Source organism: Verminephrobacter aporrectodeae subsp. tuberculatae (genome assembly GCF_026127385.1).
Lineage (GTDB): Bacteria > Pseudomonadota > Gammaproteobacteria > Burkholderiales > Burkholderiaceae_C > Acidovorax > Acidovorax aporrectodeae.
In genome coordinates, this window is the sequence record NZ_QZCX01000016.1 from 1 (window position 1) to 449 (window position 449).

Annotated in this window: 1 protein-coding gene; it reads right to left on the bottom strand. The window is 65.5% G+C overall.

The genetic code is table 11. The features are described from left to right. Positions 1 to 449 (bottom strand): Ig-like domain-containing protein (locus tag D5041_RS21910; RefSeq protein ID WP_265285834.1); only part of this gene is annotated, 449 nt, incomplete at both ends.

Here is a 449-nt window from a genome sequence, read left to right on the forward strand (position 1 = left end):
GGTGGCCGTGGGCGTGAACGTGGCGGTCCAGATTTTTCTGTCCGTGCCCACCGCGGTGAGCGGACCCAGCGTGCCGTTGGCGTCCGTCAGAACGATGTCCTCGGAACTGAACCCGGTGACGGTCTCGCTGAAGCGGAAGGTGACGGTCGTCGTTTCCCCCGCCTTGAGCGTGGTATCGGTCAGCGTGATCGTGGCGGTCGGCACGACGACGCCGCCGGCAGGCCGGGTGTCCACGGTGTAGTGGGCGCTGCTGACCGGGCTCAGCGTGCCATTGCCCGCCAAGTCCCGCACGCCGCTCATGTTCACGCGGATGGTGTTGTTCGTCACGTTGTTCACGTTCTCCGTGGGCGTGAAGGTCGCGGTCCAGGTCTTTCCTGCTTCGCTGGCCGTCAGCGGACCCAGTGTGCCGTTCGCGTTCGAGAGGTCTATCTTGCTTGCGTCAAAGCCGC